Below are 24,208 nucleotides of genomic sequence, written 5' to 3'. Positions count from 1 at the left end.
ACCCGACCCGCAGGTCACGACGATCTCCCGGGAGGCGAGCAACTGCTCGAGGGTCCCGGCCCGATCGCCGGGAGATCGGCTCGCCATCCGGGCCATCAGTACCCCAGCTCCGCGCCGAGCGCGTCGGCGACGTTGTGGGTGGCCCGCACCCCGTGGGTGCGGGTGAACAGGTACGGCACGTAGTACAAGGGCACGCCCCCGGGCAGCTCGGAGCGCAACCGGGTGATGTGCTCGGCGCGGGTCCGCCGCAGCGTCACCGCCAGCTCGGCCCCGGCGAGCACGGGCTCAACGGGGCCACCCACCGCGGCCTCGAGCGCCACGACCCGCTCCGGCTCGCGCAGGGCGCGGAAGATCTCCTCCTCACCTCGACCGAACAGCTCCGGCAGCACCTTGTTCATGACGACGCCGGCGAGATCGACGGACGTCTCGGCGCGGATCCGCTCGACCAGCTCCAGGGTCTCGGTCACCGGCATCTCCTCGGGAGTGGCCACGACCACCGCCCCGGTGATCGCCGGATCGGCGAGCAGGTCGACCATCCAGCGGGTCTGATCCCGCACCCGGCCCACCTTGACCAGCTCGTTGATCGCCTGGGGCGCGGCGAGCTGGGCGACGACGTGGCCGGTCGCCGGCGCGTCGACCACGACGAGGTCGTAGTGGCGCTCCCGCACCTCCCAGCACAGTTTGCCGACGGTGAGGATCTCCTTGACCCCGGGGGCGGCGTTGGCCACGAAGTCGAGGCTGCCGACCAGGGGACCGATGCGGGCGAGCCGCGGCACCTTGAGCTGCAGCCGGAGATACTCCTTGAGCGACTCCTCCGTGTTCATCGCCATGGCGTACAGGCCTGGTGCCAACTCCTGCGGCTCGAAGCGGTTCGGGGCAGCCTCGAAGAAGTCGGCCAGGTTGCCCTTGGCATCGACCTCGCACACCAGGGTGCGCTTGCCCCGGGTCGAGGCCAGCAACCCGAGTGCAGCCGCGATGCTCGTCTTGCCGACGCCGCCCTTCCCGGTGACGAACAGGAGCCGCCGGTCGAGCAGCTCGACCTCACCGGGCATCGGAGCGCCTGCCGCCTCCGGTCAGGCCGCGCCGAAGCCGATGCGGCTCTTGGTCTCGGCGCTGCTGATCTCGATCCACGCGATGCGCTCCGAGGGCACACCGACCTGCTTGCCGTGCCGGTCGGTGAGCCACAGCACCCGAGCGTGATCGGCGAGCGCGTGGTCGATGTCGGCGCGCACCTGCGCGGGATCGGCGTCCGAAGCCAGTTCGACCTCGATCTCCTTCATCGTGTGCAGGACACCGATGCGAACGTCCACCTGCGTGCTCACCTCCATCCCGCGGCGGGCAGCCCGCCACGTCGACCGACGAGGCCATCGTACGGGTCAGCCGGTCGGCGTGCCTATCGTGGCCACGACCCGCCTTGCTCGCCACCGAACGGTCGTGCCGCAGGCCCGACGGCCGGGTCTCAGATCAGCTTCAGCTCCGGGTGGGTCCGCCGGGTCGGGGCGAGCTCCACCTCGATCCGCTCAGCGATCGAGGCGAAGGCCTGCGCCGCCTCGCCATCGGGGTCGGAGACCACGACGGGTCGGCCGGCGTCGGCCCCCTCGCGCAGCAGGGGCACCAGCGGCACCTGCCCCAGCAGTGGGACCTCCAGTCGCTGCGCGAGCTCCGCGCCTCCGCCCGCCCCGAACAGCTCGTACCGGGTGCCGTCGTCGCCCGTGAACCACGACATGTTCTCGATCACGCCCTTCACGTCGAGGTTGACCTTCTCGGCCATGAACGCCACCCGCTGGGCCACCCGCTGCGCCGCCGGCTGCGGTGTGGTGACCACGTACACCTCCGCCCGGGGGAGGAACTGGGCCAGGGAGATGGCGATGTCACCCGTTCCCGGCGGGAGGTCGATGATGAGGAACTCCGGGTCGTCCCAGTAGACGTCGGTGAGGAACTGCTCGAGCGCCTTGTGGAGCATCGGGCCGCGCCAGATCACCGGCTGGTCCTCCTCCACGAAGAACCCCATCGAGATGCAGCGCACGCCGTAGCGCTCCGGCGGGACCAGCATCTGGTCGATGACCACCGGCGGGCGGTCGACACCGAGCATGCGGGGGATCGAGAAGCCCCAGACATCCGCGTCGACCACGGCCACCGACCGGCCTCGCCCGGCCATGGCCACAGCCAGATTGGTGGTGACCGAGGACTTTCCTACGCCCCCTTTGCCCGACGCCACCAGCAGCACCCGGGTACGGGAGGAGGGGTCGGCGAAAGGAATGGCCCGGCCCTCGGCGTGACCGTGGGCGGGGCGGCTCCCGGCCGTCGCGGCCGGGTCGCCGTGGAGCCGCTCACGCAGCCGGGCCCGCTCCTCGTCGGTCATCACCGTGAACGCCAGGTTCACCTCGTCCACGCCGTCGAGATCCGCCAGTGCGGCAGCGACCCGGTTCTGGATCTCGTTGCGCAGCGGGCAGCCCGCGACGGTGAGCGCCACCAGCACCTCCACCCGGTCGCCCTCCACCCGCACGTCGCGCACCATGTCGAGCTCCACGATGCTGCGATGCAACTCCGGGTCCTCGACCGGGCGCAGCGCCTCGATGACCTCGGCTTCGGTGACGGACATGGCTGGCCTCCGCGGGAATTTCCCCTATGGCGGTAGGTAGAATACCGGCGTGGGAACGCCGCCACTCACGGCCACCGACTTCTCGTCCGCGGTCACCGCCATCGCCGCCGCGTTCGGTGACCCCACCCGCCGGGAGATCTATCTCTACGCCCGCTCGAACCCCGGAGGCGTGACCGCGGCGGAGGTGGCCGATCACTTCGACCTGCACCCCAACGTGGCCCGCCACCACCTCGACAAGCTCACCGGTGGCGGTTACCTCGAGGTCGCGGTGGAACGCACCGGTCGCAGCGGTGCCGGGCGGCCCTCCAAGCGGTACCGGGTCACCGCCACCGAGGTCGACCTGGCTATCCCGGTCCGCCACGACGACCTGCTGGTCATGCTCCTCGGCCGGGCGCTGGCGCTCCTTCCACCCGACACCGCCGCGGCCATGGCCGAGGACGTGGGCCTGGAATACGGGCGCCTGATGGCCAGGTCGATGGGCGACGCCGATCACCAACGGTCCTTCCAGGCGGCCATGCACGCCGTGGCCGACGCGCTCACCGCGCACGGCTTCGCGGCCCACGCCGAGAAGCGCAACCACGAGCTGCGGATCGTCTCCGAGCACTGCCCGTTCGGCGAGGCCGTCCGGGAGAACCCGGTGATCTGCGCGGTCGACCGGGGTCTGGTGAAGGGCATGCTGGCGGAGCTGTACGGCGACGCCACGGCTGAGCTCGACACGACGATCGCGCTCGGCGACGACGTGTGCGTCACCACCGTCGAGGCTTGACGGAGCGCGGCGTGGGTCGGCACTACCTCGACCACGCCTCCACCTCACCACTGCGGCCCGAGGCGGCGGCGGCCATGATCGACTGGCTCGGCACCGCGCACGGCGACCCCAGCCGCATCCACGCCGAGGGGCTCACGTCCCGGGTGGCCATCGAACAGGCGCGCGAGCACGTGGCCACCATGCTCGGCGCCCGGTCGAGGGAGGTGGTCTTCACCAGCGGCGCCACCGAATCGATCGTCACCGCGATCTGGGGTGCGGCCGAGCGGGGTGGGCACATGGTGGTGCCCGCGGTCGAGCACTCGGCGGTGCGGGAGGCCGCCGCCGTCCACGGGGGGCAGGTCACCGTCGTCGGGGTGGACCGCACCGGCCGGGTGGACCCCGATGCCGTCGTGGCGGCCATCCGGGCCGACACCTCGCTGGTCAACCTGCAGTGGGCGAACCATGAGGTCGGCACGGTGCAACCGGTGCGGGAGGTGGTGCAGGCCTGCCGTGAGCGGGGCGTGTTGGTCCACGTCGACGCGGCGCAGGCCGCGGGTCGGCTCCCCCTGGCGTTCGGCGAGCTCGGCGCCGATCTGGTATCGGTGAGCGCGCACAAGTTCGGTGGACCCCCGGGGATCGGCGCACTCCTGATCCGCCGGGGCCTGCGGCTCCGGCGACTGCTGGTCGGCGGTGACCAGGAGCGAGCTCGGCGGGCGGGCTTCGAGAACCTCCCCGCCATCGTGGGCTTCGGCGCCACCTGCGCCCGGCTGACACCGGCACGCCTGGAGGAGGAGGCGTCGACCGCCAGGCGCCACACCGACCGGGTGCTCGACGCGGTCGCCGACCTCGATGGGGTCCACGTCTACGGCGACCCCGACCAGCGGGCTCCGCACCTCGTGTGCCTCGGGATCGAGGGGATCGAGCCCCAGGCCGTCCTGCTCGGCTTGGATCGCGCGGGGATCGCCGCCCACTCCGGGAGCGCATGCTCGTCGGAGGCCCTCGAGCCCTCACCGGTGCTCGAAGCGATGGGCGTCGACGCCCATCGCTCGCTGCGGATCTCGGTGGGGTGGGACACCACCGACGGCGACATCGACGCCCTGCTGGGTGCGCTACCGGAGGTGATCACCTCGTTGCGGGCGCTGCGGGCCTGATCCCCGATCCGTCACTTGATGCCGTGGGTCGTCGAGAAGTCCGACCAGTCACTCCAGGGGAAGTCGTCGCGATCCCAGCGGGAGCGCAGTGCCCCCGCGGGTGCGGCCAGCTCGGCGACCGCCCGCGAGGGGCCGTGATGCGCGGGACCGAGCGCGTCGGCGATCCGCTCCGACGCCACGTCCCCGAGGATCATCGAGTAGCCCAGGTGTGACGGCCACAGCGCCAGGAACGCCTCCAGCCCGAACGTCTCGAGCTTCGCCGGCACGGGGGTGGCGACCTGAGCCGCCGCCGGCCCGGCGAGTGACGGGTGCTGCACCCGCCGCCCGGTGTAGGCCGCCCACTGCAGCTCTCCGGCTCGCTGCTCGAACATCGGTGCCATCGCGAACAGGTGCTCGACGGTGCGCGCCACCACCGGCGACGGCACGGCCGGCTCGAAGCGGGTGTCGTCGGGTCCGAGCAGGGTCTGGTGGTCGTCGATCGGCGCGGAGATCAGCCACGAGACCCCGCCGCCGTGGAGGGGCTGGGCGACGATGCACAGCCCGCCGAACCAACCCGAGACCAGTGGCAGGTCGTCGCCACGGACGCACACCACCGTCGCCCGCCGCACCGCCTGGGAGGTGCGAGCGGTCTCCAGCCGATCACGCCGGCTGGAGGTGTCACGGAACCGCTTGCCGAGCATGCCGAGCAGCGCCGCGTTCCCGACGCCGGCCGCCAGCACGACGTAGCGAGGGGCGATGGTCACCATGTCCTCGCCGACCTCGACCTGGACGTGATCGATCGCCGCATCGCCGGCGAGCACGAACCGCACGATCGATCCGTGGAGGCACGAGGGCTCGAGACCGTCGCGGAGCCTGGCGAGCACCTCGCCCGGGTTGAGCACCACGTCGTCGCCGAGGGCGTACACAGGCTCACCTTCCAGGCTGCCGCCGGCGAACGGCTCGGGCAGACCGTCGAGTCGGGTGTGCTGCAAGGTCGCGTCGACCCACAGGCGAGGTCGGCTCGAGGCCTCCGGGGCGGGCACCGCGAAGTGGGCCGGCGCGTAGCCGGCCGGCACGCCGTTGGACTCCGCCCACAACCGCCAGTAGCCCGCGGCCCGGCGCGCGGGTTGCATCCGCGCTGCGTCGTTGCCTTCGTAGCCCGCCGAGACGTAGCCGACCGCGTCGAGGGTCTCCGAGGTGACAGCCGGGTCCGACAACACGCACACGGAGTAGGTCCGCTGCAACGAACGGGCCACGTACAGGCCCTGGATGCCCGCCCCGACGACGAGGACATCGACAGAGAGATCACCGTCGGGCCCAGCGCTCATGACGGCGACATCGTAGTGGTGACCCGTCACCAGCTCGTGAACGTCGTACACCCACCCGAGCGCTATCGTGCCGCCGTGCCCGCGTACCTCGTCCGCCACGCGCACGCCGGATCACGCGGCTCGTGGCCCGGCGATGACCTGCAGCGGCCTCTCTCTACTACGGGACGCGCCCAGACCGAGCACCTCACCGAACTGCTCCGGCGGCAGCGGACCGGGCCGATCGTGTCGAGCCCGGCACGGCGATGCGTGGAGACCGTCGAGCCCCTGGCCGCGCTGACCGGCACCGAGGTGCATCACTGCGCCGCACTCCTCGAAGGGGCCGAGCCCGATGAGGCGGTGTCGCTCCTGTTGGAGCTGGCCCCACTCGACGGGGTGCTCTGCAGCCACGGTGACCTGATCCCGAAGATGCTCAGCCGGCTCGTCGCCCGGGGCATGCGAGCGGGCGACCCCCTCATCAGCCAGAAGGGCTCGATGTGGGTCATCGACGTCGACGGTGGTCGACCGGTGGCAGGCCGCTACGAGCCGCCAGGCTGAACGACCGCTGTGAGCCGGGTGCGCAGCGACTGCACCATCTGGGTCATCTGCGGGGGCAGCCTGCTGGGGTCGACGACCTCGAGATCGGCGAGCGCCTCGGCGGGACGACCGTCGCGTTCCAGGAGGATCGCCCGGAAGATGCGGGCGTCGGGATAGCGGGGGTCGGTCGAGATCGCCCGGTCGAGCCAGGAGCGAGCCGATGCGTCGAGCTCCGTGGCGGGCGCGGTGCCCGCCGCCTGGAGCGCCAGGTTGTGCAGCAGCCAGCCCCGATAGGTCATCGCCTCGACGTTCGAGGGTTGCAGCTCCAGCGTGCGGTCGTAGGCATCGATCGCCGCCTTGTACGACTCCACCGCGGCGGCGGTGTCACCTGCCTGGAGCGCGGCCTGTGCCTCCGCCACGTGCTGGTTCGCCCGGGCCAGCTCGTCGATGCTGCTCTGGCGCACGTCGCCGGTGAGCTGATCACCGGGGCCGCGCTCACCCGAGCTGGCCATCACCGCCCAGCCGGCGCCGACCGCGAACAGCACGACCGCCGCGACGAGGGCGACCGCTCGAAGCGGCGAGCGCCGGGGACGGGCCGCGCCCAGCGCAGCCATGTGCTCGTCGATCGCCCGGATGGCTGCCGCCGCCCGTGCCGTGTAGTCGTCTCGTAACGCCGCGTAGTCCCGGTCGTCGACATCGCCAGCCTCGTGCTCGCGCTCCAGGTCGTCGAGCGAGCGCAGGAGGAAGTCGCGCTCCTCTTCCAGCGCGGCCAGCAGGTCCGGGTCCAGCCGGACGACCGTGCGCTCGGGCTCCTCGGCTGACGCCGACCGGTCGCCATCCGGGGTCGATCCGGCGAGCGCGGCGCGCCGGGCTCGGGTCCCACGGAGGGGGCTCGTGGTGCTCACGGTTGCTCCTCCGATGCCGCGCGGGCCGCGCGGGCCTGCTCGACCAGCTCCCGATCAGCGTCGGACACCTGCGGAGGGCTCGACGAGCGCCACCGGCGGAACACCACCACCAGGCCGGCGCCGGCCAGGACCACCGCGACCACCGGTATGGCCCACACGAGACCGGACACGCCACGGCCGCTCGGGGTGAGCAGAATCTCATCGCCCCACTGGGTCACGTACGCAGCCCGGATCTCCCCGGGCGACTGCCCCTGCTCGAGCCGGGCGGCGATGTCCCGGCGGATCTCCTTGGAGATGGGCGCGTTCGAGTCGGCGACGGATTCTCCCCGACAGGTGGGGCACTTCACCGTCTTGGCGATCGCGGTCACCCGGTCCTGGAGCGTGTCCGGCTCCCGGGTGCGGGTCGCGCCCACCGCGAGCGCCACCACGAGCACCGAGGCCATGGCCAGCCAGGGCAACCAGGATCGGCCCGAGGGGCTCACCCTCCACCCTCCTCACTCACGGAGCCGGCAGCCGGGCCGAAGCCCATGACCGAATCGAGCTGGTCGGCGGTCACGCCGAGGAACTTGGCCACCACGATCCCGTCAGGGCTCACCACGTAGGACTCCGGGACGCCGGTGACCCCGAATGCCAGCGCGGTGGGGCCGGTGTCGCCCACCACCACCGGCCAGTCACCACCCCGCTCGGCGAAGAACCGCCGGATCACCGCCGGGTCGTCCTGGAAGGCGACGCTCACCACCTGCACCCGGCCGTCGACCCGATGCCGATCGGTGAACTCGACCAACTCGGGATGCTCGACCTGGCACGGCACGCACCAGCTGGCGAAGAAGTTCACGACCACCCACCGGCCCCGGTACTGGTCGATGTCGAAGGTCTCACCGTTGAGCGTGGTGCCGCTCACCCGGGGCACGGGCTTGCCGACCAGCGCGCTCGACACCCCGCGGGCATCAGCACTCGGTCGGGTGGCGAGCACCACGACGAAGGCGATGAGCGCCACCCCGACGGCGAGCGCGACCCACCGGGCGGTGCGCCGACGGCCCGCCAGCAGTGGCTCGGTCACGACACCTCCACGAGCTCGCGCCGGGGCGCGACGGGCAACGGCGCGGACACCGGGTCGATGGGGTTGCGGCGACGGCCGGGGAAGGCCGCCAGGATCGTCCCCACGGCCATGACGCCACCGCCTATCCAGAGCCAGATCACGAGAGGCTGGATCGTCACCCGGATCGTGGCGGGCGCGCCATCTTCCTCGGGAAGAGCGAGCAGGGTGAGGGCGACGTCGTCGATCGGGGTGCTCCGAACGGAGGGGGTGCCGATCACCTGGCTGCCGAAGTCGAAGCGGTTCAGGGCGGGGGCCCAGGGACCGGTGCCGTCGATCTCGATCAGCGCCTGGGTGACCGTCTTGGCCGACTCGTGCTTCACGTTGCGCCCCACGTACGTCAACGTGTGGCCGGCGAAGGTGGCCGACTCCCCCTCGGCGAGCGTGAACTCGGCTTGGCGGACGTAGCTCTGGCTGGCCGCGAGCGCCACCGCGATCACGATCACGCCGAGATGCACCACCATCCCGCCGTTGGCTCGGCCGATCAGCCCTCGCCAGCCCTGCCGGCGGGTGGCGAGGACGAGTTGGCGCAGTGCGGATCCGGCGGCGAAGCCGGCGAGGCCGAACGCCACCAGGGTCACCAGCCCGGACGCACCGAGCAGGACCGCCGCCACGACGGTGCCGGTCCCGATCCATGCCGGCCACAGCAGGCGGTGACGGAGCAGCTCACCGCTGGCCTTGCGCCACGGCAGCACCGGCGCCACTCCCATCAGGAACAGCAACGTCAGCCCGATCGGCATGGTCATCCGGTTGAAGTAGGGCGAGCCGACCGACATCCGGCTGTCGTTGATCGCTTCTACGAGGAGCGGGAACACCGTCCCGAGCAGCACCACGAACGCGAACGCGGCGAACAGCACGTTGTTGGCCAGGAACGCTCCTTCACGAGACAGCGGGGAGTCGATGCGTCCCGGGGCCCGCAAACGGTCACCACGCCAGGCGATCAAGCCGATGGTGACCACGACGATCAGGGTGAAGAAGGCGAGGATGGCCGGGCCCACCGACCCTGCGGTGAACGCATGGACCGAGTCGAGCACGCCCGAGCGGGTGATGAACGTCCCGAGGATGGTGAGCGCGAACGTGGCGCACAGCAGCGAGAGGTTCCACACCCGTAACATGCCGCGCCGCTCCTGGACCATCACCGAGTGCAGGTACGCGGTGCCCGTGAGCCACGGGAGGAACGAGGCGTTCTCCACCGGGTCCCACGCCCAGTAGCCACCCCATCCAAGCACTTCGTAGCTCCACCAGGCGCCGAGGACGATCCCGACGGTAAGGAACCCCCAGGCGAACAGGGTCCACCGTCGGGTGGCGAGCAGCCAGCCTTCCCCCACCCTCCCGGTCACGAGCGCGGCGACGGCGAACGCGAACGGCACGGTGAAGCCGACGTAGCCGAGGTACAGCATCGGCGGGTGGAAGGCCATCAGGGGGTGGTTCTGTAGCAACGGGTTGGGGCCCGGGCCGTCGTACCCGGGTGGCGGGTCGAACGAGCGGAAGGGGTTGGCCGGACCGAGCAGCATGAAGAAGAAGAAGATGCAGACCGCGAACAGGGTGAGCATCGCCCAACCGACCAGGGGGTCGGTCAGCCGCTTGCGGAACTTCACCGCCACCAGGGTGGTGTAACCGGCGAGCACGGCGGCCCAGAGGATGATCGACCCTTCGAGCGCGGCCCACAGGGTCGCCACGTTGAACAGCGCCGGGGTGCGGGTGCTCCCGTTGTCGGCGACGTACTGCACGGTGAAGTCCCGGGTGATGAGCGCCCGCTCCATCGCGCCCACGGCGAGGAGAGCGCCGATCAGGACGAACACCGCGTAGGGAGCCGCCATCCACAGCAGGTCGCGCCGGCGACGGACCAGGCCCACGGCGAGGGTGGCCACGGCGAGAACCGACGCGCTGAATCCGAGCATCACCCCGGCGATGCCGATGGCCCGGTTCATGGGGCAGAGGTCGCCGTCGTCGTCGAGCGCGGTGGCTCCTGGCCACCCTCTTCGGCGGCGGTGATCCGATCGCGGTGGTTCTCCTCGTAGGTCTCGTCGTGCTTCACGAGCATCCGATCGCTGGAGAAGAACTGGCCCGCCGGGTCCCAACGGCCCTCGAGGACCACCGGCATGCCCGGCCGGAAGAGCTGCGGCGGATCACCGCGGTGGGACACGGGCACCTCCACCCCGTTGAAGGTCACCACGAAATCCACGCCGTCGCCGGTGTCGACCACGGTGCCGGGCTCGACCGTGCCCTGCATGCGGAAGCGGTCGGTCCCGAGCTCGCTCTGCTTCGCCACCGCCTCGTCCGCGTTGTAGAAGAACAGCGACGCGTCGGACAAGGCCTTGCTGGCCACGAAGGCCAGCCCGCCGAGCACCGCGAGGACCACCAGGAACGCCCACCACCGCCGGGCTCGGGGAGGTGATGCCTTTCGCGGACTGAGGTCGAGGTCGGGTGCGGTGCGGGGTGTCACATCCATCGGCGATCCTCGGGGGGCAAGCGGCGGCTCAGGGCGCGACCACGCACGATGATCAGCGTCGCGTAGCAGACCAGTGCCGCGATGCTCACGGACCAACCCAGCAGCACGTAACCCCACTGGCTCATCAGCCGGCCTCCGCTCGACGGGCCGCCAGCGCGTCCTCCAGGCCACGAGCCTCCAGGCGGTCCTGCAGCCAGGCCAGCCGGAACCGGTGCAGCAGCAGCCAGGCCACGAGGACGGCGGCGGTGGCGATGCCGAACACGAGGGTGAACAGCTGCAGCCCCTCGATGGTGGGGTCCGGCCGGAAGAGGGTGGGACCCTGGTGCAGCGACCGCCACCACTCGACCGAGCGGTTGACGAGCAGCACGTTGGGCAGCAGCAGGAGGCCCACGATGGCCGAACGTCTGGCTCGCGCACCCTGATCGAGGGTGGTACGGCGGACCGCGAGGTAACCGAGGAGCAGCAGGAACAGCATCGCCGTGGAGGTGAGACGCGGATCCCATTCCCACCAGGTGCCCCAGGTCGTCGCGCCCCAGACGGAACCGGTGAACAAGGTGAGCGCCGTGAACAGCGCGGCGATCTCGGCCGCGGAGCTGGCGACCAGGTCCCACCATTGCGAGCGTTTCCAGAGCACCATCACCGAGCCGATGGTGGTGAGGAGGATGCACAGGTAGGCCGCGATCACCACCGGCACGTGCAGGTACAGCAACCGCACGGTGTCGCCGAGCTCCACGTCGCCTTCGGTGGCCACGAAGGCCAGCACCACCAGGAGCGCCACCGCGGCCAGCGCGATCGCTCCCAGCACCCGGCTCCCTGCGGAGCCTGTTCCCTCCGGACCCTCGCGGTCCCGTCCGGGCACCGGGGTGGTGTGTGCGACCTGGACCGTCACGATTCCTCCAGGAGCGAGCCGAATCCGAAGATCCCGGCCGCCAGGTACACGAGCGAGAACACAGCGAGCAGACCGACCCAGCGCCACCCCTCACCCGGGGTGCCGTCGAGCGCAGCCTCGAACGCCCTGGTCGATGCGATGAGCACCGGCGCCAACACGGGAAGCAGCAGGAGCGGGAGCAGCGTCTCACGCACCCGCACGCCGACCGCGAGGACGCCGTAGAGCGTACCGGCGGCTGCGATGCCAGCGGTCGCGACCAGGGTGGTCACGACCAGCAGGGGCCACCCTCCCAGTGGGGTGCCGTAGAAGACGGCGACCCCGGCGAGCAGCAGCACCTCGAGCACCACCAGTTCCAGGCCCACCGCCGCCGCCTTCCCCAGGTAGATGCCACCGGGGTCCAGCCCTGACAGCCGCAAGCCGTCGACGACCCGATCGGACGCCTCGACCGCGAACGCCCGCTGCACCGCCAGCAGACCGGTGAAGAGCACGGTCACCCAGTACAGGCCGGGGGTCGCCTGGTGGAGGATCCCCCGGTCGGGGTCGAGCGCGAAGCCGAACAGCACGAGCACCACCAGCGCGAAGGGCACGATCTGGTTGAGCGCGACACGGGAGCGGGCCTCGATCCGGAGGTCTTTCGCCGCGACCAGCGCCGCGTCACGGAACACGAGCCACCTCCGGCTCGGCCTGCACCGTCCCCCCGGCGATCGTGACCTGACGACCGGCGAGCGCCGCCGCCCGGTCGTGCTCGTGCGAGGCCACCACGATCGTCGCGCCGGCTCGGGCCGCGTCACGGACGAGACCGTCGACCAGGTCGCGGGCCTCGTGGTCCAGCCCGGCGTGGGGCTCGTCGAGCAACCACAGCTCGGGGCGGCGGGCCACCAGCACCGCCAGCGACGTGCGCCGCCGCTGACCGGCAGAGAGTCTGGACACCGTCACGTCGCGCAAGCGGCCGTCGAGTCCCAGAGCGGCCATCGCCGCGTCGGCGTCGGCCGGCGCGGCGCGTGCCGCCCGGGCCCAGAACCGGACGTTGTCGGCGACCGTCAGCTCGTCGTAGAGGCCGGTGGCGTGACCGAGCAACCCCACCCGCCGGCGCACGGCCCGGCGATCGGCCCGCAGGTCGTGGCCCAGCACGACGGCCTCCCCCGAGACGATGGGTAGCAGCCCGGCGCAGGCCCGCAGCAGGCTGGTCTTGCCGGCACCGTTCGGGCCGTTCAGGAGGACGACTTCACCGCGACGGACGTCGAGATCGACACCGGCGAGCGCGGGGAAGCGGCCGAGCAGGGCGACCGCGGCACGGAGGTGGACGACGGTCTCCATGACGATCCATTCGAGGGTACCGGTGGCGAGCGGCGCCGACCAAGGTGACCGCGATGGCCGGTGGCGTGGCCGGACCCTCGCGGCAAGCGCCGGGATGTCGTTGGTTAGGGTTCGCGGGTGCGTCTGGCGCGGATCGTGGGCTTCACCGGGCGGATGATGATCCGGGCCGGGGTGCTGATCCTGCTGTTCGTCGCGTTCCAGCTCTGGGGCACCGGCCTGCACACCGCTCGCGCTCAGAACGATCTGGAGAAGCGCTTCCGGGCCCAGCAGGCGGAGCTCGGCCCGCTGCCCGCTCCCACCACCGCCGACACCACAGGGGCTCCTAGCACGACGTCCACGGCCCCCCCTGCCACGGCGTCGCCGGACTTCCCGGCACCCGCACCGGGCGAGCCGATCGGGTTCATCTCCATCCCCGCCATCGGAGCGGACTTCTTCATCGTTGAGGGCGTCGACCTGCGCTGGCTCCAGGACGGACCAGGCCACTTCCCGCAGACACCACTGCCCGGCCAGCCCGGCAACGCGGCGCTGGCCGGTCACCGCACCACGTTCAAGGCACCCTTCAACCGGCTCGATGAGCTCCAACCGGGCGACCTCATCTTCGTGGAGACCTTGCAGGGCAGGTTCACCTATGAGGTGATGGCACAACCCTCAGCGGAGGGCGAGCCGCCCAAGGCCCATTACATCGTCGGACCCCGTCAGACCGAGATCCTCGACGACAAGGGCGACAACCGGCTGACCCTCATGGCCTGCCATCCGAAGTACAGCGCCGCCCAGCGCATCGTCGTGGAGGCCAAGCTGGTGTCGAACCCGGCTCCGCCGACCCCGCTGCCGCCAGCCGAGGACCTGCCCGAGCTGCCGGCTGACGACCTCGCCGGTGGGAACGCCGCGGCCCGGGTACCGGCCGCTCTGTGGTCGCTGCTGGCCATCGGGATCTGGTTCTCGGCCTGGCTCGCCGGGCGGTGGAGGCGGGCCTGGAAGTGGCCGGCGTACGCGGTGTGCCTACCGCTGTTCGCGTTCGCCCTGTTCGAGGCCTTCAATCACATCAACCATCTGCTGCCCGCCGCCTACTGATGATGACCGCGCCCCGATGCTCTGCCATGGTGGCTCGGGTGTGCCTGCTGGCCGCTGTGCTGAGCACGGTCGCGTGCTCGGGCGGCAGAAGCGACGAGGTCACCACCACGACCACCGCCGAGGTGGCGCCGACCACCACCACGACCGAAGCTCCTCTCGAAGCCGGCCAGCAGATCTTCGTGTACGTGCCGCAGGTGGGTGACTGCTTCGATCGCCGCAAGATCGAGCGGTCGGCGTCGACCAGCGGGCGGACCGACATCGTGTTGAAGCTGGACTGCTCGCTCCCCCACCGCAACGAGGTCTACGCCGTGCTCGACTACCCGGCGAGCGACGACACGTTCCCGGGGGAGAAGACCCTCGAGACCTTCGCCAAGCAGGAGTGCCCGCGCCGCTTCGAGGCGTACGTCGGCAAACAGTACGAGCTCTCGGATCTCGAGATCGGCTACCAGCTTCCCGACTCGGCCAACTGGCGGCGCGGCACCCAGAAGATCGGGTGCTACGTGTACGACCTCAGCGGCAACCGGCTGGTCGGCAGCGTGCAGGGCTCCGCCAGGTAGACCGGCGAGCGGCCACGGATCGAACCACCCGGTGTTCCGGGTCTGGCTGGGCGAGGAGCAACCGGCATCCCTGTTCGAGCGCTGGCAGCCCGCCCACGGGAGCCCATCGTCAGTAATAGGGGTTGCGGGCCCGGTGCCGGGGGACGGCCTTGTAGCGGGCGTCCTGGCCCATGTGCCACAGCAGGTGATCGAGCTCCCAGGCCGGCAGGTGGCAGCCCCGGGCCTGCAACCGGGCCACCAGCCGCTCCGCGGCTTCTACGGCCACCGCGCGGATCTCGACCTCCGCTTCGCTACCGGCCCCGATCAGCTCACCGGCCTCGATCGAGCGCACCAGGGCCGGATCGAACACCAGAACCCCTTCGAGTCGCAGCACGTGTGGCACCAGGTTGTCCGCGAAGATCGTCAACCGGTCGAGACCGGCGAACGAGCCCCACCCCTCCCCGTCGAGGGCCCGGGCCAGGTCTGCCGGCACGATCTGGGCCCGCTTGAGGATCGGCACGTCCCGCCCCCGGTACGTGGCGACGTCCCGGAAAAGGGGCATGGCCAGCAGCAGATCGACCATGCTCTCGGTGCTCCCGCCAGCGGCCTCGACCAGCGCGGTGTACGAGCCGTCGTACTCGGTCACCAGCAACGTGCCCAGGTCGCCGAGTGCCCTCGAGAACAGGGTCATGAGCGCGTCGACGGGCGGGGCGAACGGCTGGCCGAATACCGACGCGCAGTCCCTCGGCGTCAGAACCTGCAACTCCTGGGCGGTGAACGGGCCCATCGTCCGGAAGCGCTCACGCAGGCGGGTCATGATCGTGACCGACCCTGAACGACCGGGCACCTTGACCAGATGGGGGTGCCAGCCGGAGCCGAAGTTGACCGCGTTGAAGGTGAGCACGAAGGCGACCGTGGTCTCGCTGTCTCCCACCCGCAGTGATGACCCGTCGTTGGCGGCCCGCTCCGCGGATGACGCCAGCCGCTCGGCGAAGCGGTCGAGGGCGGCGGCGTCGATGGACACGAGGCGGGCCTGAGCGGCCACGGACGCACACCCCTCGCGCACCCGTTCCAGCCATCCCGGCTCCGGCGTCACCGCTCGGAGGGCCCGGCGCTGCTCATCGCCCCCGGAACTCGGGCTTGCGGCGCTCCCGGAACGCCGCGAGCCCCTCCTGCAGGTCCTCACTCGACCAGGCTCGGCGGAACGCATCCACGTAGGCATCCGGCGTGGGAGGTACCGGTTCGGTGAGATTGAGGCCGAGCTTCAGCCCTTGCACCGTGAGTGGCGCCAGGGCGGCGATCTCCTCGGCCCAGCCCAGTGCGTCGTCGAGACCGCCCAGTCGCTGCACCAGCCCGAGCTCGAAAGCCCGTTCGCCCGGAAGCTGCTCGGTGGTGAGGAACATGGCTCTCGCCGTGCCCTGCCCACACATTGATGCCGCTCGCTGCACCGTCCACCAATCCACCATCAGGCCGAGCTTCGCCGCGGGGACGCCGAACCGGGCGTCGGGGGTGGCGACGCGCAGGTCGCACGCCACCGCCAGCTGCGTGCCGGCCCCCAGCGCGAAGCCCTCGACCGCGGCGATGGTCGGGAACGGCGCGTCACGCAGGCCGGCCAGCACCCGATTGAGGGCCTGCACGAACTCGGTGTCCTCGACGCCGGAGAGGTCGGCGCCGCTGCAGAAGTGGCCACCGGCCCCGGTCAACACCAGCGCGCGCGACGCCGCCTCGGTCGCTCGACCGAGTGCGCCCTCCAGCCCGGCGAGCGAGTCGTGATCGAGCGCGTTGCGCCGCTCGGGCCGGTCGATCGTGACGAGCGCGACGCGACCGCGCTGGTCGTAGTGGATCATCGTCCCGTCCAGCGTGGCGGTCGCTTCTCGGCGAACGCGGCCAGGCCCTCGGCGGTGTCCTCGCTGCCTGCGATCACGGTGAGGAGGGGATGCAACAGCCGGAGCGCATCATCCGCCGCTTGGTCCCAGACGGCATAGAACGACTCGCGGCCCAGGCGCATGACCGCGGGTGGCTTGGCGGCGAGGGTGGCTGCGAGCTCGTCGACGGTGGCGTCGAGCTGGTCCACCGGCACCACCCTGGTCACGAACCCGATGCGCTCGGCTTCATCGGCGCTCACCCGGCGACCGGTCATCATCAACTCGAGTGCCTTCTTGGGTGGCATGGAGCGCACCAGCGGCACCGTGATCATGAACGGCCACAATCCCACGTCGATCTCGGGGGTGCCGAACTGCGCGTCGTCGGCCGCGATGACCAGGTCGCATGCCAGGGCCAGACCCATGCCCCCCGCCAGCGCGTAGCCCCGCACCCGGGCGATCGTCGGCTTGCCCAGGTGCCAGAGCTGACGGAACACGGCCGCCAGCTCGCCCCGGCTGTCGTGCAGGTCGAGGTGGCCGGCACCGGCGGCCATGCCGGTCAGGTCAGCGCCGGCACAGAACGCCTTGTCACCCGCACCGGTGAGCACGACGACCCGCACCGCCCGGTCGCTGGCCAGCTCAGCGAGCACCTCCCGCAGCCGGGAGACCATCGTCCACGACAGCGCATTGCGCCGCTCCGGCCGGTTCAGCGTCACCCGGGCCACACCCTCGGTGATCTGGACGAGCACCTCGTCGGAGCGGTCGGTGGTGGGTTCGGGCACGAGCCCGGACGTTACCGGTTCGGCATCCACCCTCGCGCCCGGCGGTCACCGTACCGTTTTCGCATGACCGTCTCCTCCAGTCCTCTCGCGATCGGCCTGGTCGCCGCCGGGCTGGCCGTGGCCGTCGTCTTCCTCGCGTTCCTGACCGTTCGCGGGGTTCGCCGCCGGGGTGGGCCGTCGACCAAACCGAGACTGCCCCAGGGCGCCGACGCTGCGCTCTGGTCGATCATCGAAGCGGTCCCCGATCCCCGCAACCACCTGGCGTTGACCCGTGACCTCTCCGGTGAGGTGCGCATCACCGACACCGACCGGGCCATGGCGGCCGCAGCCGCGTCCGCAACCGCAACCGCGCGCCCGGTGCGGCAGGCCCGGGAGCGGGCCGCGGCCAGACCGCACATCGACGGCCGGCCCGTGATCGAGCTGCGCGACCGGGACGCCGAGGAGCGTCAGGCGCGGGAGAACCTCGAGCTCACCGCACAGCTCTTCTTCGCCGAGGAGCCACGCCTGTCCCGCTTCTGATGGCCTCCGGCCAGCGCACGGCCGCGACCTCGCCCCGCTACGAACGGGGCAGCGCCGAGTTCGGTCGGGTGGTGTCGTTCGCCGACGGGGTGGCGGCCATCGCCCTCACCTTGCTCATCCTCGGCATCGACCTGCCCCGACCGACCGGTGACCCGGCCAGCGCGAACGTCTTCGAGCTCGTCGGGGACCTGAGCGAGCAGATCTTCGCCTTCCTGCTCAGCTTCGTGCTCATCGCGTTCTACTGGTTCGGTCACCACCGCTTCGTGGGCCGCCTCCGGGCCATCGACGGGGCGATGATCGCCTGGACCATGGTGTTCCTGCTGCTCATCGTGATCGTCCCCTTCGAGGCCCAGGTCATCGGCTTCTACGCCGGCAACGAGCAGGCGATCACCCTCTATGCCGCGTGGTTCGTGGTGTTCGGGATCGTCGACATCGCCGGCTACCAGCTCGCCAGGGCGCGCCGGCTGTTGCACGAGGAGCCGAGCCGTGAGGTCGTGCGCTTCGCCCTCACCGCACGGGGGATCGCTCCGGTGGTGTTCGCCCTCTCGATCCCCGTGGCCTACCTGGTCTCACCGGATGCCGCGATGTGGAGCTGGCTGGCGATCTGGCCGCTGTCGGCCCTGCTCACCCGCAACCCGCCCCCTGGCGCCTAGCCCGATCGCTCGGCATCGGCAGCCACGACGGCAGCCAGCGTCGACCACGACTGCGGCACCGCCCCCAGCGGCGCACCGGTGTCGGGGTGCCAGTGCTCGGCGAACCCGGACCTGGTCGCGCCCAGCACGAGCATCTGTGCCAGTGCGGCACGGGCCGGGGAACCGAGCCGGGCCGCCCCGACCCACGACAGGTAGGTGAGCTGTGGCCAGGACGAGCCACGCCAGTACGTGTGCGGCTCGAACACGGTCTCGTCGCGATGCATCCCCGCCGGCCCGCACGGGCCGCCGTACCGTGCAGGGTCGATCATCAGATCGAGTACCTGCTGACCCCGATCGGGGTCGACGAGCAACGGCAGCAACGCGTCGAGGGTGCGGATCCGACCCGACCCGGCCTCGGCCGGCCCGCCGTCGATCCACGTCGCGAGCTCGCCCGACCACCGCCGGGCGAGCACCTCGGCCAGCTCCAGGGCCGTGGCCCGCATGCGACCGTCACCGGTCAACTCGGCCAGCTCGAGGGCGTTGAACGCCACCAGGGCATTGAACCCCGCCGGGGCGGCGCCGAACGCCGGGTTGGCGAGGGGTGCGCCGTGCCGGTCACGCACGATGGTGGTGAGGAGCGCGCCTTTCACCTCGTACCAGCGAGAGCGATCGAACCGCTCGCCGCACCAGTGGTCCCAGCGGGGGCTGTCGTCGGCACCCGACTCCCACGGATGGACGATGGTGACCAGCCCGGAGGCTTCGTCACGAGCCCGATGGTCGAGGAGGAAGCCGATCGCGGCCGCGGCCCGCTCCACCAGATCGCCGGGCGCGCCGCCGGCGGCGCGGGCCAGGACGGCGAGCGCGTGGCCGTACATGGGGGGCTGGGTGATCGACGAGGTGGCACGGCAGCCCCAGAAGTCCGCCAACCGATCATCCTCCCCGTACTGCACGTGGGGCACGAACCCACTGTCGTGCTGGTGGCGGAAGACGTTGCGCAGCTCGGTGACCGCGCGCTGGTGCTCACCCAGATGGCACCACACGATGGCGTGGAAGCAGGAATCCCACAGCCACTGGTGCGGGTAGACCGAGGCGTGCGGGACACAGAAGCCGTCGACGTGCCAGTGCCGCTCCAACACCGCTCTGGCCTGCCGATCGAGCTGGCCGGGTGCCGGTAGCGTGTCGCCGGGGCTCACCGCCCGAGCCGTCCCGGTGCCCCCGACCGCATCGTGCCCACCTGTGCCTTTCTCTCGTTCCGGCTGGGACTCACCGACGGGGTGTCGGTGGTGGCCGGCACCTGGATGGAGGCGCTGCGCCTGGCCGGGTTCGAGGTGATTACCGTGGCCGGCGAGGGCCCGGTCGACCGGGTCGTCGACGGGCTGGCGCTGGGCGCGACCCGACCACCCAGCCAGGGCGCGCTGGATGCCGCGCTGGCCGACGCGGACCTGGTCGTGGTCGAGAACCTGCTCACGATCCCGATGAACCTACCGGCCTCACGGGTGGCGGCCGAGGTGCTCCGGGGACGGCCGGCGATCCTCCACCACCACGACCCGGCGTGGCAGCGAGCCCAGTACCGGCACATCACCGAGCTCCCCCCCGACGACCCGAGCTGGCGGCACGTGACGATCAACCAGCTCACCCGGCGCCAGCTCGCCCAGCGGGGGATCCGTGCGGTCACCATCTACAACGGCTTCGACACCCGAGTACCGGCCGGCGACCGCGACCAGACCCGCGAGGAGCTGGGCGTGGCCCCCGGCGAGCGTCTCGTGGTCCATCCGGTGCGTGCCATCCCTCGCAAGCGCATCGCCGACGCGGTGGCCCTGACCGAGGCGCTGGGCGGGATCTACTGGCTGACCGGCCCGGCCGAGGACGGGTTCGAAGCCGAGCTGGCGGCGATCCTCGGCGGCGCCCGCTGCGAGGTCATCCACCGACCGCTGGCTCGCGCCGCGGACGTGTACGCGGCCGCGGACCTGGTGGCGTTCCCCTCGGCGTGGGAAGGCTTCGGGAACCCCCCCATCGAAGCGGCGATCCACCGGCGTCCCGTGGCGATCGAGCGGTACCCGGTGGCCACGGAGCTCGCGGCGCTCGGATTCCGATGGTTCGACATCGACGACATCGAGACGATCGACCGGTGGCTGTCCGAGCCGGACAACGAGTTGCTCGACCACAACCGGGCGGTGGCGGAGCGCCACCTCTCCCTGGAGCGGATGGCAGCCGATCTCCACCACCTGCTCGATGAGGCAGGCTGGGCTCCATGACCGACCCCGTGAGACAGCGGCGAGCCCGGTGGGCCCGAGCGGCGAAGGCGGGCCAGCGGCTGGGCTACCTCTGCTACGCGGTCGCCACCGTGGCCTTCTTCGCCGGGCTGATCGGCGAGTTCACCGCCGGGACCGTCCGGCTGGTCGAGATCGGGCTGATCGGTGGATCGGTGCTGCTCGCACCCTCGATCCTCGTCACCTACATGGTGAAGGCAGCGGAGAAGGACGACCTCGAGCACGGGCGCTGAGCCGGCGGCCCGCACGGACGGATCGACCCGCACGGACGCATCGAATTGCCGCCTCCCATGTGTGGTGCGAGGATGCGCCGACCGCTCGGATCATCGACCATGGGGGAACCGGTCATGTGCAAGGCAGCTGTGCTCACGGGGGTCGGCACCCCACTCGAGGTCCGCGACGACGTCGAGCTGGCTCCACCCGGTCCCGGCGAGGTACGGATCCAGGTCGGGGCGTCGGGGGTCTGCCATTCCGACCTCTCGGTGCAGAACGGCACCATCCCGCTGCCCACGCCGATCGTCCTCGGGCACGAGGGCGCGGGCACCGTGGTCGAGATCGGCGAGGGGGTCACGAACGTGGCGGTCGGCGATCACGTCGTGTGCTCCTTCGTCCCCAACTGCGGCGAGTGCTACTTCTGCACCCGGGGCCAGGGCTACCTGTGCGAGCGGAGCGGCATGGCCATGCTCGGAGGGCTGCTCGACGGCACCACCCGCCTGACCTCGCAGGGCGCGCCGCTGCACCAGATGGCCATGCTGGGCACCTTCGGCGAGGAGGCCATCGTGCCGGCCATCAGCGTGGTGAAGATCGACCCTTCCATCCCGCTGAAGGTGGCGGCGCTGATCGGCTGTGGGGTGCTCACCGGGGTCGGAGCGGCGATGAACACCGCCAGCATCCGTGAAGGCGACACCGTGGCGGTCATCGGCTGCGGCGGCGTCGGACTCAACGTGATCCAGGGGGCCAAGATCGCGGGCGCCGGCGAGATCGTGGCGATCGACATGTTCGACACCAAGCTCGAGATGGCCGAACAGTTCGGCGCGACCCGCACGGTGAAGGCGGGCGAGCAGGATCCGGCCGCGGTGATCACCGAAGCCACGGGCGGGCGCTTGGCCGACACGGTCTTCGAGGTGATCGGCATCAAGGACACTATGCTGCAGGCACTCAGCCTCACCCGGCAGGGCGGCGAGGCGATCTTCGTGGGCGTGCCCCGGATGGACGTGATCCTCGAGCTGCCCGCAGCGCTCGAGTTCCTCTACCTCAACAAGACCATCAAGGGCTGCTGGTACGGATCGGCCAACGTCAACGACGACGTCCCCAAGCTGCTCGGGCTCTACCAGGAGGGCGCCCTCAAGCTCGACGAGCTCATCTCGCGCGAGATCGGCGTGGAGGACGTCAACGAGGCCTTCGCCGCCATGCAGTCGGGCGAGGTGGCCCGCTCGGTCATCACCTACTGAGGACCTCCAGAGCCGCCCGCGCCGGCGGCGTTCAGCGGCCCCTCGCGTGCTGGTTACCGTGGAGTAGCCATGCGCGCCCACCGGACCACCCCATGACCGCCCGCCTCCCTGCGGCGGAGCGCCGCCAGCAGCTGCTCGACGTCGCGCTGCGGGTCTTCGGCCAGCACGGATACCACCACACCTCGATGAACGAGATCGCGGACCGGGCCGGCGTCACCAAGCCCGTGCTCTACCAGCACTTCCGCTCCAAACGAGAGCTGTACCTGGAGGTGCTGCGTGACGCCGGGGGGCGGCTACGTGACGCGGTCGGCAAGGCGGTGGCCACCGCGGAGGGGCCCCGCCAGCAGGTGGAGAACGGGTTCCTGGCCTACTTCCGCTGGGTGGCCGCGACCCGAGGGGGGTTCGACGTGCTCTTCGCGGGCGAGACCAGGCGCGACCGCGAGTTCACCGCCGAAGCCCTCAAGGTGGAGACGGAGGTCGCCGACGCCATCGCGCAGCTCATCGTGGTCGAGGGCCTCTCCGACGAGCGGCGGCGCCTGCTCGCCTACGGGATCGTCGGCATCGCCGAGACGACGTGTCGCCACTGGCTGTCGAACGAGCTCGAGCTCGACGTCGACGAGCTCGCGGCACAGGTGGCCGAGCTGGCCTGGGCGGGGCTGCGGGGTCTCCGGCCCTGAACGCCTCGCACCCGCTGCCGAGGGTGCTCCGCTACGGTCGCGGCCCGTGATCGTGGTCGTGACCGTCCTGGCCGTGCTCGTCGTCGCGCTGCTCGTCGTCGTGGCGACCGCCCGTTCAGCACTCGCCACCGCAGAGACCAAGCTGGAGGCGCTCGAGGAGCGACTCGACGCCGCGACCTCCGAGGCGGAGGCCGCGGCCGCGGACGCCTCGGAAGCCAAGGCGCGCGCCGCGGCAGCGCACGAGCGGGCAGACGCCGCCGAGCGGGAGCGGGCCTCGCTGGCAGAGCAGCTTGCCGCTGCCCGGGCCGCCGCGGAGCAGGCGGCACACGAGTCGGCCGAGCAGATCGCGGACCTCGAGCAGCAGCTCGGCGCGCTCCAGCGCGCCAGCCGGGCCACGCTCGATGCCATGGGCGTCTGGGCGCTCGAGACCGTCCGCCTGGATCGGCTCTGGCGGGACCAGGTCGCGGCCGGGGGCGCCGAGCCGTCCCCGCTGTCCACCGCGACCGACCCGGCGCGGGGGGCTACCGAGATCCTCGTGGCGGTGGTGCGGGAGACCGCCGGGACCCCCGTCGAGTTGCACTGGGAGGTCTCCGAGCCGGTGGCGCCGGTCCCGGGGGCTCGCCTGGTCCACGCGATCGAGGAGCTGTTGGGGGTGGCCCGCGCCGCGGACGCCGCCGCCCTGCGGGTGGCCGGCGGCCCGGGTGAGCTGGTCGTGACGCTGGCAACCGACCCGCCGTCGTCGATCCCCGACCACCTCGTGGCGGCACTCACCGCCGCCGGGCTGGACCTGACCGCTGAGGCCTCGAGCGCCGAGGTGACGGCTCGCGTGCCATGGCCGCCCGACTCGCCGGCGTGGGACGGGTGACGACGGGCGATCGGCATGGACCAGACCGACGCCGTCTGTCGCCCAGTGGTCGCGTGGCTCGCGGACCGGTGCGTCGTTCTGGAGCGGGAAGCGGCAGACTTGGCTGCAGCTCGACAAGACGACCGATGATTGGGTGGATCTGACATGACCCCGACGACCGCGATCTCGACCCCCGAGGCGCCCACCGTTGCCGACCCGTTCGTCACACCCCGCCCGGCCGATCCCGACCTCGAACAGGGTCCACCGGAGGTGGCGCACATCGTGCGCGTGGCGCCGGGTGAGAGTGCCGCGGCCAAGGTGCTCGAGGCTCGGGTATCGGGGACGCCTCTCGAAGCGCTGTGTGGCCACGTGTGGGTCCCGTCGCGTGATCCGCGCCGGCTCCCGGTGTGCTCCCGCTGCAAGGAGGTCTACGACCTCTACCGCGCCTTCAACGACGGACTGCGCGACACCCCGTCCGACTGATCGACGGCCTCGCGGTCTGGTCTCTGCCCGGGCGGGGAAGGGGCAGCACATGCTCGGAGCACGCCTGCAGCAACGAAACGTGAAGCTGGCGCTCGCCGTGATCG

At 71.3% G+C, this 24,208-nt stretch carries 30 protein-coding genes; 13 read left to right on the top strand and 17 right to left on the bottom strand.

The genetic code is table 11. The annotated features are described in order from the left end of the window. Window positions 1-95 precede the first annotated feature (95 nt). From V7004_RS03270 to V7004_RS03260, 3 genes are all read right to left on the bottom strand, one after another. The gene (locus V7004_RS03270; RefSeq protein WP_334142136.1) at window positions 96-1,052 is read right to left on the bottom strand and encodes an ArsA family ATPase; all 957 of its coding nucleotides are present in this window, start codon (window positions 1,050-1,052) and stop codon (window positions 96-98) included. 21 nt (window positions 1,053-1,073) lie between these two features. Then, the gene (locus V7004_RS03265) at window positions 1,074-1,322 is read right to left on the bottom strand and encodes a DUF3107 domain-containing protein (RefSeq protein ID WP_208027167.1); all 249 of its coding nucleotides are present in this window, start codon (window positions 1,320-1,322) and stop codon (window positions 1,074-1,076) included. Between the two features lie 137 nt (window positions 1,323-1,459). Further along, window positions 1,460-2,602 carry an Mrp/NBP35 family ATP-binding protein gene (locus tag V7004_RS03260; protein ID WP_334142133.1) on the bottom strand — a complete coding sequence of 381 codons (1,143 nt, stop codon included), beginning with the start codon at window positions 2,600-2,602 and terminating at the stop codon, window positions 1,460-1,462. A gap of 49 nt (window positions 2,603-2,651) precedes the next feature. On the opposite strand from V7004_RS03260, the gene V7004_RS03255 reads away from it, so the two are divergent. Continuing rightward, complete coding sequence (locus V7004_RS03255) at window positions 2,652-3,368, top strand: helix-turn-helix transcriptional regulator (RefSeq protein WP_334142131.1); 717 nt, start codon at window positions 2,652-2,654, stop codon at window positions 3,366-3,368. Next, window positions 3,365-4,498, top strand: a complete 1,134-nt coding sequence (locus V7004_RS03250; RefSeq protein WP_334142129.1) for a cysteine desulfurase family protein — start codon at window positions 3,365-3,367, stop codon at window positions 4,496-4,498. The genes V7004_RS03255 and V7004_RS03250 overlap by 4 nt, the downstream gene beginning before the upstream one ends. 11 nt (window positions 4,499-4,509) lie before the next feature. Here V7004_RS03250 and V7004_RS03245 read toward each other — a convergent pair whose 3' ends face one another. After that, window positions 4,510-5,805 (bottom strand): FAD-dependent oxidoreductase, encoded by a 1,296-nt coding sequence (locus V7004_RS03245; protein WP_334142127.1) that lies wholly within the window; start codon window positions 5,803-5,805, stop codon window positions 4,510-4,512. Window positions 5,806-5,880: 75 nt separating this feature from the next. Here V7004_RS03245 and V7004_RS03240 point away from each other — a divergent pair, with 75 nt between their 5' ends. Continuing rightward, the gene (locus V7004_RS03240) at window positions 5,881-6,339 is read left to right on the top strand and encodes a SixA phosphatase family protein (protein ID WP_334142125.1); all 459 of its coding nucleotides are present in this window, start codon (window positions 5,881-5,883) and stop codon (window positions 6,337-6,339) included. Here V7004_RS03240 and V7004_RS03235 read toward each other — a convergent pair. The 9 genes from V7004_RS03235 to ccmA are packed head-to-tail and all read right to left on the bottom strand — an operon-like array spanning window position 6,321 to window position 12,977. Continuing rightward, window positions 6,321-7,223: a tetratricopeptide repeat protein gene (locus V7004_RS03235; protein ID WP_334142123.1), complete on the bottom strand. Its 903-nt coding sequence runs from the start codon at window positions 7,221-7,223 to the stop codon at window positions 6,321-6,323. The two genes, V7004_RS03240 and V7004_RS03235, sit on opposite strands and share 19 nt — an antisense overlap. Then, window positions 7,220-7,705, bottom strand: a complete 486-nt coding sequence (locus V7004_RS03230; protein WP_334142122.1) for a cytochrome c-type biogenesis protein — start codon at window positions 7,703-7,705, stop codon at window positions 7,220-7,222. Before V7004_RS03230 ends, V7004_RS03235 begins: the two co-directional genes overlap by 4 nt. Next, window positions 7,702-8,283 carry a redoxin family protein gene (locus tag V7004_RS03225; protein ID WP_334142120.1) on the bottom strand — a complete coding sequence of 194 codons (582 nt, stop codon included), beginning with the start codon at window positions 8,281-8,283 and terminating at the stop codon, window positions 7,702-7,704. The genes V7004_RS03230 and V7004_RS03225 overlap by 4 nt, the downstream gene beginning before the upstream one ends. After that, window positions 8,280-10,250 (bottom strand): heme lyase CcmF/NrfE family subunit, encoded by a 1,971-nt coding sequence (locus V7004_RS03220; protein ID WP_334142118.1) that lies wholly within the window; start codon window positions 10,248-10,250, stop codon window positions 8,280-8,282. Before V7004_RS03220 ends, V7004_RS03225 begins: the two co-directional genes overlap by 4 nt. Further along, entirely contained in the window at window positions 10,247-10,771 is a 525-nt protein-coding gene (locus tag V7004_RS03215; RefSeq protein ID WP_334142116.1) for a cytochrome c maturation protein CcmE, read from the bottom strand. The genes V7004_RS03220 and V7004_RS03215 overlap by 4 nt, the downstream gene beginning before the upstream one ends. Next, window positions 10,762-10,896, bottom strand: coding sequence for a hypothetical protein (locus tag V7004_RS03210; RefSeq protein WP_334142114.1), 135 nt, complete (start codon window positions 10,894-10,896; stop codon window positions 10,762-10,764). Before V7004_RS03210 ends, V7004_RS03215 begins: the two co-directional genes overlap by 10 nt. Continuing rightward, entirely contained in the window at window positions 10,896-11,660 is a 765-nt protein-coding gene (ccsA, locus tag V7004_RS03205) for a cytochrome c biogenesis protein CcsA (protein WP_334142112.1), read from the bottom strand. The genes V7004_RS03210 and ccsA overlap by 1 nt, the downstream gene beginning before the upstream one ends. Continuing rightward, window positions 11,657-12,325 (bottom strand): heme exporter protein CcmB, encoded by a 669-nt coding sequence (locus V7004_RS03200; RefSeq protein WP_334142110.1) that lies wholly within the window; start codon window positions 12,323-12,325, stop codon window positions 11,657-11,659. The genes ccsA and V7004_RS03200 overlap by 4 nt, the downstream gene beginning before the upstream one ends. Continuing rightward, the gene (gene ccmA / locus V7004_RS03195; protein ID WP_334142108.1) at window positions 12,315-12,977 is read right to left on the bottom strand and encodes a heme ABC exporter ATP-binding protein CcmA; all 663 of its coding nucleotides are present in this window, start codon (window positions 12,975-12,977) and stop codon (window positions 12,315-12,317) included. Before ccmA ends, V7004_RS03200 begins: the two co-directional genes overlap by 11 nt. A 117-nt stretch (window positions 12,978-13,094) precedes the next feature. On the opposite strand from ccmA, the gene V7004_RS03190 reads away from it, so the two are divergent. Together V7004_RS03190 and V7004_RS03185 are read left to right on the top strand one after the other, a co-directional pair. Beyond that, window positions 13,095-14,048, top strand: a complete 954-nt coding sequence (locus V7004_RS03190; protein ID WP_334142106.1) for a class E sortase — start codon at window positions 13,095-13,097, stop codon at window positions 14,046-14,048. A gap of 26 nt (window positions 14,049-14,074) precedes the next feature. Next, a complete protein-coding gene (locus tag V7004_RS03185) occupies window positions 14,075-14,605 on the top strand; it encodes a septum formation family protein (RefSeq protein WP_334142104.1) in 531 nt (176 codons plus the stop codon). A 109-nt stretch (window positions 14,606-14,714) separates the two neighbouring features. On the opposite strand, the gene V7004_RS03180 is transcribed toward V7004_RS03185, so the two are convergent. The 3 genes from V7004_RS03180 to V7004_RS03170 form a co-directional block, all read right to left on the bottom strand. After that, entirely contained in the window at window positions 14,715-15,629 is a 915-nt protein-coding gene (locus V7004_RS03180) for a queuosine salvage family protein (protein WP_334142102.1), read from the bottom strand. 73 nt (window positions 15,630-15,702) lie between these two features. Then, window positions 15,703-16,431: an enoyl-CoA hydratase gene (locus tag V7004_RS03175; protein ID WP_334142100.1), complete on the bottom strand. Its 729-nt coding sequence runs from the start codon at window positions 16,429-16,431 to the stop codon at window positions 15,703-15,705. Continuing rightward, window positions 16,428-17,228: an enoyl-CoA hydratase/isomerase family protein gene (locus V7004_RS03170; RefSeq protein WP_334142098.1), complete on the bottom strand. Its 801-nt coding sequence runs from the start codon at window positions 17,226-17,228 to the stop codon at window positions 16,428-16,430. The genes V7004_RS03175 and V7004_RS03170 overlap by 4 nt, the downstream gene beginning before the upstream one ends. Window positions 17,229-17,291: 63 nt before the next feature. Here V7004_RS03170 and V7004_RS03165 point away from each other — a divergent pair, with 63 nt between their 5' ends. Together V7004_RS03165 and V7004_RS03160 are read left to right on the top strand one after the other, a co-directional pair. Continuing rightward, on the top strand, window positions 17,292-17,747 hold the full coding sequence (locus V7004_RS03165; protein WP_334142096.1) for a hypothetical protein: 456 nt from the start codon (window positions 17,292-17,294) through the stop codon (window positions 17,745-17,747). After that, a complete protein-coding gene (locus V7004_RS03160; RefSeq protein WP_334142094.1) occupies window positions 17,747-18,400 on the top strand; it encodes a TMEM175 family protein in 654 nt (217 codons plus the stop codon). Before V7004_RS03165 ends, V7004_RS03160 begins: the two co-directional genes overlap by 1 nt. Here V7004_RS03160 and V7004_RS03155 read toward each other — a convergent pair. Continuing rightward, window positions 18,397-19,572 carry an MGH1-like glycoside hydrolase domain-containing protein gene (locus V7004_RS03155; protein ID WP_334142092.1) on the bottom strand — a complete coding sequence of 392 codons (1,176 nt, stop codon included), beginning with the start codon at window positions 19,570-19,572 and terminating at the stop codon, window positions 18,397-18,399. The two genes, V7004_RS03160 and V7004_RS03155, sit on opposite strands and share 4 nt — an antisense overlap. Before the next feature lie 33 nt (window positions 19,573-19,605). Here V7004_RS03155 and V7004_RS03150 point away from each other — a divergent pair, with 33 nt between their 5' ends. The 6 genes from V7004_RS03150 (at window position 19,606) to V7004_RS03125 (ending at window position 24,104) form a co-directional block, all read left to right on the top strand. Next, window positions 19,606-20,634 (top strand): hypothetical protein, encoded by a 1,029-nt coding sequence (locus tag V7004_RS03150; RefSeq protein ID WP_334142090.1) that lies wholly within the window; start codon window positions 19,606-19,608, stop codon window positions 20,632-20,634. Further along, window positions 20,631-20,882, top strand: coding sequence for a hypothetical protein (locus V7004_RS03145; RefSeq protein ID WP_334142088.1), 252 nt, complete (start codon window positions 20,631-20,633; stop codon window positions 20,880-20,882). The genes V7004_RS03150 and V7004_RS03145 overlap by 4 nt, the downstream gene beginning before the upstream one ends. Before the next feature lie 99 nt (window positions 20,883-20,981). After that, the gene (locus V7004_RS03140; protein WP_334142086.1) at window positions 20,982-22,100 is read left to right on the top strand and encodes a Zn-dependent alcohol dehydrogenase; all 1,119 of its coding nucleotides are present in this window, start codon (window positions 20,982-20,984) and stop codon (window positions 22,098-22,100) included. A 92-nt stretch (window positions 22,101-22,192) separates the two neighbouring features. After that, window positions 22,193-22,777 (top strand): TetR/AcrR family transcriptional regulator, encoded by a 585-nt coding sequence (locus V7004_RS03135; RefSeq protein ID WP_334142084.1) that lies wholly within the window; start codon window positions 22,193-22,195, stop codon window positions 22,775-22,777. A gap of 46 nt (window positions 22,778-22,823) precedes the next feature. Continuing rightward, window positions 22,824-23,642 (top strand): hypothetical protein, encoded by an 819-nt coding sequence (locus V7004_RS03130; protein ID WP_334142082.1) that lies wholly within the window; start codon window positions 22,824-22,826, stop codon window positions 23,640-23,642. A 144-nt stretch (window positions 23,643-23,786) separates the two neighbouring features. Next, window positions 23,787-24,104: a DUF3039 domain-containing protein gene (locus V7004_RS03125; protein WP_334142080.1), complete on the top strand. Its 318-nt coding sequence runs from the start codon at window positions 23,787-23,789 to the stop codon at window positions 24,102-24,104. Window positions 24,105-24,208: the final 104 nt, after the last annotated feature.

This window comes from Rhabdothermincola sp. (genome assembly GCF_036846205.1).
Classification (GTDB): Bacteria; Actinomycetota; Acidimicrobiia; order Acidimicrobiales; family Acidimicrobilacustridaceae; genus Rhabdothermincola.
Note: the sequence above shows the minus strand (reverse complement) of the source record. Positions and strands in the feature narration are given on the sequence as shown.